This window comes from Allohahella marinimesophila (assembly GCF_039538005.1).
GTDB classification, from domain to species: Bacteria; Pseudomonadota; Gammaproteobacteria; order Pseudomonadales; family Oleiphilaceae; genus Allohahella; species Allohahella marinimesophila.
Genome location: NZ_BAABBO010000018.1, coordinates 275,544 through 284,478, shown reverse-complemented (window position 1 = coordinate 284,478; position 8,935 = coordinate 275,544). Strand labels below are relative to the sequence as shown.

The 8,935-nt window shown below is 49.7% G+C and carries 9 protein-coding genes; 3 read left to right on the top strand and 6 right to left on the bottom strand.

The window, feature by feature from the left end; all coding sequences use genetic code 11:
• Positions 1 to 265: 265 nt before the first annotated feature.
• The 5 genes from ABD735_RS17830 to ABD735_RS17805 form a co-directional block, all read right to left on the bottom strand.
• Positions 266 to 1,003 carry a DUF6339 family protein gene (locus tag ABD735_RS17830; RefSeq protein ID WP_344808988.1) on the bottom strand — a complete coding sequence of 246 codons (738 nt, stop codon included), beginning with the start codon at positions 1,001 to 1,003 and terminating at the stop codon, positions 266 to 268.
• Positions 1,000 to 1,839: a hypothetical protein gene (locus ABD735_RS17825; RefSeq protein WP_344808987.1), complete on the bottom strand. Its 840-nt coding sequence runs from the start codon at positions 1,837 to 1,839 to the stop codon at positions 1,000 to 1,002. Before ABD735_RS17825 ends, ABD735_RS17830 begins: the two co-directional genes overlap by 4 nt.
• Positions 1,840 to 1,849: 10 nt before the next feature.
• Entirely contained in the window at positions 1,850 to 3,703 is a 1,854-nt protein-coding gene (locus ABD735_RS17820) for a hypothetical protein (RefSeq protein WP_344808985.1), read from the bottom strand.
• A 51-nt stretch (positions 3,704 to 3,754) separates the two neighbouring features.
• On the bottom strand, positions 3,755 to 3,988 hold the full coding sequence (locus ABD735_RS17815) for a hypothetical protein (protein WP_344808983.1): 234 nt from the start codon (positions 3,986 to 3,988) through the stop codon (positions 3,755 to 3,757).
• A gap of 483 nt (positions 3,989 to 4,471) precedes the next feature.
• Positions 4,472 to 6,127 (bottom strand): DNA cytosine methyltransferase, encoded by a 1,656-nt coding sequence (locus tag ABD735_RS17805; RefSeq protein WP_344808981.1) that lies wholly within the window; start codon positions 6,125 to 6,127, stop codon positions 4,472 to 4,474.
• Between ABD735_RS17805 and ABD735_RS17800 the strand changes: the two genes are divergently transcribed.
• Positions 6,114 to 6,674 (top strand): very short patch repair endonuclease, encoded by a 561-nt coding sequence (locus ABD735_RS17800; protein WP_344808979.1) that lies wholly within the window; start codon positions 6,114 to 6,116, stop codon positions 6,672 to 6,674. The two genes, ABD735_RS17805 and ABD735_RS17800, sit on opposite strands and share 14 nt — an antisense overlap.
• 307 nt (positions 6,675 to 6,981) lie before the next feature.
• On the opposite strand, the gene ABD735_RS17795 is transcribed toward ABD735_RS17800, so the two are convergent.
• On the bottom strand, positions 6,982 to 7,122 hold the full coding sequence (locus ABD735_RS17795; RefSeq protein ID WP_344808977.1) for a hypothetical protein: 141 nt from the start codon (positions 7,120 to 7,122) through the stop codon (positions 6,982 to 6,984).
• A gap of 609 nt (positions 7,123 to 7,731) precedes the next feature.
• On the opposite strand from ABD735_RS17795, the gene ABD735_RS17790 reads away from it, so the two are divergent.
• Together ABD735_RS17790 and ABD735_RS17785 are read left to right on the top strand one after the other, a co-directional pair.
• A complete protein-coding gene (locus ABD735_RS17790; protein ID WP_344808975.1) occupies positions 7,732 to 8,235 on the top strand; it encodes a hypothetical protein in 504 nt (167 codons plus the stop codon).
• The gene (locus tag ABD735_RS17785; protein WP_344808974.1) at positions 8,226 to 8,891 is read left to right on the top strand and encodes a DUF6998 domain-containing protein; all 666 of its coding nucleotides are present in this window, start codon (positions 8,226 to 8,228) and stop codon (positions 8,889 to 8,891) included. Before ABD735_RS17790 ends, ABD735_RS17785 begins: the two co-directional genes overlap by 10 nt.
• The last annotated feature ends 44 nt before the right edge of the window (positions 8,892 to 8,935 follow it).

The following is an 8,935-nucleotide window of genomic DNA, read 5'->3' as shown; positions in this document are numbered from 1 at the left end:
CAATGCGCACAAAGGTCGCCGCCGCCTGATGCAGGATCTCTTCCCGGAGCGCGACGAACAGCACACGTTTGGCCTGAGAGTGAAATGGCCTAATGATCTCGGACACCAATAAAGGTGGTAAATTACCACCAAACCACTAGGTCTTCAGTTTTTGGAAAGATCACGGACTAAAATACGAAATCTATCAGATCAGTTCACTGCCACTTTTAAAGCTGTACGGGGCGTTGGACTTTCGATCCCTTGGTTTTCCCGAAGGATTACCTTGCTATCTACAGCCGTCGAGAAAAGCGAACACGTCAGTATCTTTCATATCCCCAAAGTGACGACCATTAGACTTAAGGTTTATATTAATCAAAAAGTCGCGAAACACTCGCTCTTGAGTATGATTCGGCAGCTTGCCGGCGGTCAGGTAGTCGGAGATATGCTTTGCAAGCCCTCTTTCCATGAAGATTCCCGGCCTTTCGAAAACGTTTGAGCGGGTATCAGTACTATGCATGAAAGGCGTCAGTACCTTTCCGATATCTGCGGAGTTCTTGCTCCGCGCGATTCGGCTCCCGATGTAGCCAGTCCACCAAAGCCTTGCGGCGGCATTGTCGTCCCTGTAGCCCGTCAGACCACCTTTGAAAACATGGTCCTTTATCGACTGAACTAAGTCTTCATCGGTGCCGTCCGTTTTAAACCACCTCTTTCTAGCAAAATCGAGTAGTTGAGTGTGAAGCAGTGGGACCCAAACGTTCATCGAGGTAGCGAGCCTAGGCTCCAGTGAGGCGAGGGTTTCAAACAGCAGAACAGAATCTGCAAGTTCGCCTGAGGACTTACCTGTGAGCGAAGCAAGTGACGACGGGTCATACCGCAGGATTGACTTCTGGGACCACCCCTCATCAGTCGCTAAATCGGAAAAGTCTCCGTTTCGATATCGATCGAGATTATGAAAGATTGACTCATTCAGCTCTCTAACCTTGGAAGAGCTCATCCACCATAAATCCGTTCCGACTGTAGTCATTTTGAATCATCCTCAAATAGGGCGATGTAGGGGTGATGAAGTAGCTGCTGTGAGACCGTTAAAGGCTCCCAGTTATCCTTCATCACATCGTAGCCAAGCGATTCCATAGACGCCCTAATTGCTTCAAACCAGGGCTTGCCCTCATGCTGTTGCCGTTCTTCTGTGATGCGATACAAAACGTCTACGAGCGCCGATAGGTAAACCGAGGATATGTTCTTTTTTCTGCCCATCGAATGGACGCTGTTTAGCTGTAGGAGTCGATTAAGTCGTTCACCAACAGCAACTTCAATCTTTTCTTTGCCCAGATCAACTGTGAACTCGCTTGGATCTCGGTCTTGCTGAAGCACGAGTTCGAAGATCGATTCGCCAACAGGTAAGGGAGGAAACCCGTAATTGAAAACAAGCTCGTTTGATATTGCCAACAGATCTCCGCATCGAACGTCGAAGCGCATTCCATTAAAAACTGCGTCCAGCCCACTAGGCGAGAAATTGCTTATCGCTCTCTTGGCTTTGACAACTAGGAAGAAATATACCTTTCCAAAAACGAGTTGTTCGTCGAGAGTAATACTGTGCCTGGGCTTATTGGAGAGGTCCACCAAGTCATAGTAGTAAGTCTTATCGCAGTGGACTCCAAGGGCCAGATTGGCAGCCCGATCTTTAATAAGACTTTCTATCTCAGGTTGCTGCAGTTCTGACTTGATTTCAAGCGTGTTCGGGCTTCTGCTCGTATCAATATCTAATGTGAATGCAAACTTACCATTCAAGTAAGCACATTCTCTCAGGTCCTCTTTTAGCACTGGACAAGGATATGCGGCTGTCTGTCGGCTGAATCTCACTTGATTCTCCTTAGCTTTTCACTAGCGGTCGTAGATCGACCACGTCAGCGTCATTTTCTAGGTCTAGATCAAAAGAGACTCCGGCGCCGGCTAAAGGTAATTTTACACTGAGGCCATCCGGCGAAACGATCGCGCCAGGTAAGTTGCAGCTTTTCACTTTGAGCGGCTTTGTATCCTTTCCGCGCGATGTAGCCTGAGGCCAGATCTCGCACTCTTGCGCTGAGGGAGGCGGGGTCGCAATTTCTATTCTCCAAGTCGTTGCGGATGACCGTGCTGCATAAGTTCTTGCAGGTAGCGGTTTGTACAGTCCTGAGGCTCCACCGCCCGGCCCGGCTCGTTTTGTGTGGGTTTTCTTGTTGGTGTTGTTCTTTTTTCCTTTCCCTCCGCCTCCACTACCCGGCTGCTGCGCATTGGGAGATGGTTGCTTTGTTGGGAACTTTTTGGCCGTAGTTTTCGTTGGATCATCTTCATTAGTTCCGTCACCCTCTTCTTTCCCGGGAGAGGCAAAGTAATCTTTTAGCTCATCGATGTTTTTTGTACTGGTGACCTCCAGTTTTGCGTATTTTTTGACGATGGCGCGGACCCCTGTTTCAAGTTTTTCAACAGCTTTTTGGAGTTTTCTCACTTCACTCTCGTCAGCTATGTAACCGGTGGTAAGCTCGTTGTGTTCCGGATTTTCCATTCTCTTTAGCCGTTCACTCGAACTGTCCTCAACGCTCTTTGGGCGAACTAGCATGATAAAGTCCTTCGAATTGGGAAAACTTTTCAGGGGGCGCCCGAAGTTCTTCAAACTATCTGTTATATACATTCCGTTCCGAACGATGCACACTTTTTTTGGAAGGCCCTCATCGACGTGAATCAAGGCTTCAAAATCTCCAAGACCCTCCACTGAAAAGTCCTCAGAGACAAAACTGCCAGCCGCGAATGCTCTAGTGCACATTTCCGCCCGTTCGAATTGTTCGGTCAGCCCAGACTCATCTGCCGCCCGCTTGACGTCGTCTCGCGAGAAGTATTCAAGCATTGTGCTGTTATTGATTATGTCGCTGCCACCCCCGAGTTCGAATTCAATGTCTTCCGTGTAAATCGCTGCAAAAAAATTAGAAAGAGCATTGGCTATGAAGCTTGCTTGCCAGTGCTCGCGGATTTCGATTCGAGGAGCGACTATCGCAACCTGAAGGCCTCGTTCAGACTTTTGAAGCCAAGAGGGCAGCTCACTTTGGGACGTGTGAGGCGTGAATTCACCAGAGCCATCGAGGAACAAGACTTTGTGGCTCATATTATTATCCTCGCTGTCTCGCCACGAGGTTAAAATACTTTTCCCCATACAGTAAAAGTGATTGGCAGGGTCATCTCCATAAACGGTGGAGTAAAAAACAAGTCGCATCTCACTGCCTGCAAAGGCTGCGTTCTTACCGATTCCGAATGAACCAGCAGAGTAGACGTTGTCCTTGTCTGTTCTGCCTTTCGATATGGCGAGCGTATAGAACTTCTGGCCTTTACCGAACGTTCCGCCAGCCCCTTTAGTTCCGGAATCGCTAATCAGAAAAATGGGCACTTCGGGCTTAGCAATTACCTTCAATGCATTGATGAAGAACTCGTTTGCTTTTTTGTCGTTGTTATTTTGTGCTTCAGCCAGACAGCTTCGGAGGACGTCGCGGTAGTTATCAACATTTGGAATTTCTGATGTCGGAACCGACACGAGGTCGAATGAGACCTTCACCGGTCGGGCGAGCGCCTCGTCATTTGAGTTCTGTGTGCTCTCCCGAGATACGCTCTGCGCAAGGTTTTTCAGAAAGCCGTCGATATCATTGTCGGCGAGGCCCACATCTTCAGTTTCTGCTGCGCGACTTGTGTGTAGTTTCATTTCGACCCTCTGCCTGAACGTTGAATAAGTGTTTGGTTCCAGATGCGATAGCTACACATCGAGACGGAAGACCTCTTCCTCTTCCCTACCGTCTCTGTCGAACCGTGCTTTCATGTCTTCGAGGGCCTTTTTTAGCGTTGAATGTATCTTTTTTACGTCTTCAGGCGTGTACTCGTAATTGCTGCGGTTAGATAAGTTTCCTATCAGCTTTATGTCTTTTAAAGCCTTGCTCACACGCGCTTCAGCAAGCTTTACAAATTTTTCCCTATCCTGCTTTTGACCCATGCAGACCGTCTCCGTTTTTTAAAGATAATACATTAGTACATAAGACAGTATATATGTCAAATGTACTAACATATCTGGTGAAAAATATTTGCGCCCGAGAAGATGACAGAATAGGGCAAGATGTCGGTTACTGGAGAAACATGAACGCGCGGAGAGCTCAATGCGCTGTGCAACTAAAACAGGGTTCTGTGAACAGTGTGAAGATGTGCCAATCTGGTCTCCCGGTGGCCAAGAATGCTCCTCCGGGCCTAAATGCACCGTTCAAGATCCGACAGGACTTGAGTGCCGTTAGATGGCCGAGACTGACGGTGCGAAGCCTGGCTATCGGTACGGAAAGAATTGAAAAATCGGGGGCTGGACCGCACCTGGGTCGCCGAGGTGGGGAAGCTCAGAGGCTTCCGGGATGGCGTTGCTGCTGAGAACCCGCAGACCAAATAACCTATTCAGGCGAGCAGCAGCATCTTTAGGACTGAAGCTGACTAATCATTGGCAATCTGCATTGCTAATCTGGATTAGGTCTTCGCACTGGTTCGATTTCCATTGGGCCACCCCATCAGATTCTGATTTCCGAATGATTTCGTAAACAACTTGTGCGATGTATTTTGCCAGCAATGGAGGAACTGCGTTGCCCACCTGAACATACTGCTGCGTGCGGCTCCCCTCAAAAAAGTAATTGTCAGGGAATGTCTGAATTCTGGCCGCTTCGCGCACAGTTAAGCTTCTGCACTGCGAAGGATCGTAGTGAATGAAGTAATGTCCGTCCTTCGAGATATGGCTGGTCACGGTACTAGCAACGCGGTTCTCAGCTTGAACCTTGAACCTATCCACAAAATTGCCGCTTTTCCAATTTTTATGAGCAGGTGCGAGCTCTTCGGGGTAGTCTGCTGAACGTGGTGATGAACCTTCATTGACCGATGCATGGCAACTTGCGAAAAGGTACCGATGAAGATCTTCAGCCATATGGTTTCTAGCTTGATGGTTTATAACTCCCGTCATAGCTTCATCTTCGTACCAGGCTTTTAGCCGGTCAGGCATTTTTGTCGGCCGATTGCCCGAGAGAGGGATAAATCTTCCTCCTTGTCCTTGGTCTTTAGATGCAGATTCATAGGCGCGTTGAGCATTGTCTTGAGCAACTTCAGAAAACGACAGAGCGTTGTATACCTTCGAAAATCCGTGGTATAGGTTATCGCGCCATGACTTGAAGTCATTCGGTTTGCACTTTGTCAATCCGCTTCGAAGCTTTGGTAAATCCGCCAGAATCTGTCCCGGTGTTACCTGACTATCGGTTCTCCACTTCGCAAGCAGCTCCCCGTCGTTACTGTTTTTTCTATAACTCTTGCGAACCCCGAGCAGAATTACCCGGTGACGAGCTTGAGGAATGCCAAACTCCTCAGCACGAATGACAAAATCTTTGTTGCGGAAATGCCCCGGCCCACCCAAGTCTTCCAAGGGACAAGCCAGCGGAAGCAGTTCATATTCTATTTCTTCGCGATCGCTGTTCAGCGCGCGTGCAGGGCACTGCAAATCTTTGCGTATTTTCTCAAAGATCGACTCGCCGTTGACCTTGGCCGTCAGGAGTCCTTTGACGTTTTCCATTACAAAAATATCTGGCTGCACCAGGTTTAGAACCTTCAGGTACTCCTGATAGAGGAAATGGCGATCATCTTTTTCCGCGGTATAGCCCTTGATCCCTCTGTTTCGGGCACGGCCAACGAGCGAATAAGCCTGACATGGTGGCCCGCCAATTACTAGTTTGGGTCCGCGGTGTCCCTCAAGTGAGCGTTCAATTTCAGAGAATATCTGGTCGTGGTCTTCACTACCTAATGCCTTCGGGCCTCCTAACGTTTCTTGCTTTGCTGTCGCCCAATCTTCTGCGTATTTCTCGGAAAAAAAATCTTCAGCACTGACTTTGCCGTCGGAGCTCAAATATGCGTAGTACGCATCTGGAATTTGCTTCTTGTCCAGAAACTGCCGGTAGAAGGCTCTGAGTGTGAGCGTTTTGTGTGCGCTTTCCTCCTTTTCGATGGAGGCGACGATTTTGAAAGGGAGCGAGCCGTTATCCGTTTGAAAAGCGGAGAACCCCTCCCCAAGGCCACCAGGGCCGGCAAAAAGGTCAATTATTTTAATGGTGTCAGTCATTGATGCTTCGCCAAGATCACTTTGGCAGCTAGGATACCAGGTAACACTCTTTTTTCCAGGTCCAAATTACAGTATGACCGATATAGTTGATGCAAGAACTCGCTCAAGAATGATGTCTGGCATCAAGGGAAAGAATACTAAGCCAGAGGTCGTGGTCAGGCAGAGACTTCACGAGCGAGGATTTCGCTTTAGGCTACATCGCAGAGATTTACCTGGCTCCCCCGATATTGTGTTGCCTAAGTATCAAGCAGCAATCCTGATAAATGGATGTTTCTGGCACGGGCATCATTGTCGGTTATTTAAATGGCCCAGAACGCGGCCTGATTTCTGGAGGACTAAAATCGAGGGTAATATTCGCCGGGACAGACAGAAAATGTCTGAGCTCCACGGATTGAACTGGCGGGTATGTATGCTTTGGGAATGCGAAATAAAAGGTATGGGTGAAGATCACTTGAACAGAGTGATTGACAGTATATCGGAGTGGTTGATCGGAGAGGGCAGCGATCTCTCCATTCCCCATGGCAGAACGCAAGCAGTTCGCGAATAGGTAACAATCATCCAGTGGTACAACGATTGAGGGCGGCCAATGACAGTCAGCCCTTGGTGCCGTGGGGGTCTTCCGGCTGAGGCTTTATCATTCACGCGTCGCAAGGCATCAGTTGCGCTAGGTCTTCGGAACTGGCGGTGATGGTTTCCGCTCGATGGACAAGCTGTCACTCTGTGACTGCAGAGTTAGTTTGTCACTTTCATAAGGGCATGCTCTGTTGGTATTTGGGCCATGAGAGCGGCGGCGGTTATATCCTAAAAAATCCCGCAATGCTTTTGGGTACCTTCAGTTCTTATGCCTGCTGGGATTAACTCAACTGCCGATGTCGTTTCAGTGCCCGACAGAACGAGGACGCGGAAGCCCGGTAGACACCCTTGTCGCTAAGAGCCGCACGATCTGCGACGGTGGCAGGCTCTGCTACTGCGGCCAGTTGTAGGTTTCCCATCATGCATGGTTTCCCTTTCTCCGGCTGCGCCTGTATTGCGTAGGACCGCCTGCAATCGTGATTCATAATGCTATCTCGAATGATGCCATAAACGGGCATCCCCTGAAGCGCTGGGTGGGGGTATTCGTTTTCGAAGATGTCAGAAATTCTAGTAGTCATAGCGTCGGGGTTTTAGGGGCATTTCCTGTTATGGACTCACCGAGACAACGGCAAGGCGGTTTGTTTTTCCCGATCATTTTCGTGAAGCGCGCTTGCCGCTTCACGATCGGATGCGATTCTTTTCAACCTATCGGCGCCGAGCCAGGTGTTGTATTGGTTTCCTACGCCGAGCGCCCCGGCGACCAAGGGGAGATAAGTCCAATTCCCGCCCCTAGCACTGAGATAGCCCTGACCTATACTTAGCAGACAATCCGTCTACCAAACGCGAGTCATTGAGTGCCTCAGCTAGAAACCACCCACCGCGAGCTCTTGGATCTGCAGAGAGCCATGCTTGACGATCAACACTTTAAAAGTCTCTGCCTCGCACACGGCTTACCTTGGAGCCCGGCGGAGGGCTATGAGCCCCGGTGGTATGGCGGCCCTGCGCCCAAAGATGTAGAGCTGCTTTTTCTCATGGCTGAACTTGGACCGATTACGCCTACCGAAGCGAAGAAACTGTTGCCGGCAATCAATCATGACTCCTTTCTGCGAGATCGTAATCTCAACCTGCAAGAGCATTATTGGCGGCTCAACCTCAAGACGTTATGTAGCTATGTGTGGCCTGAAAATACTGAGCAGATGATGGAGAAGCATCTTGCCGGCAGCTGCACCTTCTGGATGTCGCTTCCGCATGGCTCCACGACGAAAAGCGTCCCAAAGCCTTTAATCGAGTATTTCTCCAATACTTATCTCCGGGAACTCCTCCGACTATTTCCCAACGCATTAATCCTCGCCGCTGGAGGCAAAGCGAGAGATCGACTTCGACGTCTCGGTGTCGACTATGAACACTGCTGGGCCTTTACCCGTCCAGGCTGCAATCGGCGTGAGGCGCATGAGTCACGGGCTGCTGCGGGTAAGGCTCTGGCTCCCGCTATGAACCACCGGTCTATCCGTGGAGAGGAGGGTGAATGGCGCTAACCCAGATGCAGTTGATCCAGTCTCTAGGGGAGTCCATGGCCTGGTTCGAGCGAGAATTGAATTGGGGCGTTCCGCCAACGGAACTAAGACATCTGTGCGGACGCATTGGCGAACTGTATACGGCACTTATTACCAACGGCCAGATGGCGACCCAGGTAAATCAGCACGGCTACGACGTGGTGAGTAGCGAAGGGGAGCGGATCTCAGTCAAGACGACAGCCATGATGGGTTCGAGCGGACATGTTTCTTTCAATGCCAACTCTTTGAGTCTGGTGGACCGAATCGTTGTGCTTCGTGTCAATACCGAAGAAATGCAGATCGAAACGCTATTGAATGCGCCTGTCGCTGAGGTCGCAGAACTGTTCTCTGAAGCGAACGGAAAATATATCCTGTCATTCAGCAAACTCGTCAAGTTTCACCGGCCGAAAAGCGAGCTCAAATGTCTCCGACAAGTGAGCTTCGAAGATTACACCGTGCGAGAAATTGAAAATGGTTCGATCGAGGTAGAACGATCCGGTGAGCTCCTCAGTCCAACCGCACCCGCCCTTCGAACACTCGCGAAAAAGCTCGGCATTCAGATGCTGAATGGCAACGGTAATCCGTATAACACGCGGCAGCTTGGGGATCAGGTCATCAAGTTTCTTAGCGCTGCGTAATCGGTGCATTTCCAGAAAAAAATCACGCCCAGTAGACTTTAGCG

What these genes read in the sequence shown, in the direction of transcription:
- ABD735_RS17830 (WP_344808988.1), bottom strand. Translation starts at nt 1,003, where the DNA reads ATGACTACAGTCGGAACGGATTTATGGTGGATGAGCTCTTCCAAGGTT.
- ABD735_RS17820 (WP_344808985.1), bottom strand. Translation starts at nt 3,703, where the DNA reads ATGAAACTACACACAAGTCGCGCAGCAGAAACTGAAGATGTGGGCCTC.
- ABD735_RS17815 (WP_344808983.1), bottom strand. Translation starts at nt 3,988, where the DNA reads ATGGGTCAAAAGCAGGATAGGGAAAAATTTGTAAAGCTTGCTGAAGCG.
- ABD735_RS17800 (WP_344808979.1), top strand. Translation starts at nt 6,114, where the DNA reads ATGGTGTCAGTCATTGATGCTTCGCCAAGATCACTTTGGCAGCTAGGA.
- ABD735_RS17805 (WP_344808981.1), bottom strand. Translation starts at nt 6,127, where the DNA reads ATGACTGACACCATTAAAATAATTGACCTTTTTGCCGGCCCTGGTGGC.
- ABD735_RS17795 (WP_344808977.1), bottom strand. Translation starts at nt 7,122, where the DNA reads ATGATGGGAAACCTACAACTGGCCGCAGTAGCAGAGCCTGCCACCGTC.
- ABD735_RS17790 (WP_344808975.1), top strand. Translation starts at nt 7,732, where the DNA reads ATGGCTGAACTTGGACCGATTACGCCTACCGAAGCGAAGAAACTGTTG.
- ABD735_RS17785 (WP_344808974.1), top strand. Translation starts at nt 8,226, where the DNA reads ATGGCGCTAACCCAGATGCAGTTGATCCAGTCTCTAGGGGAGTCCATG.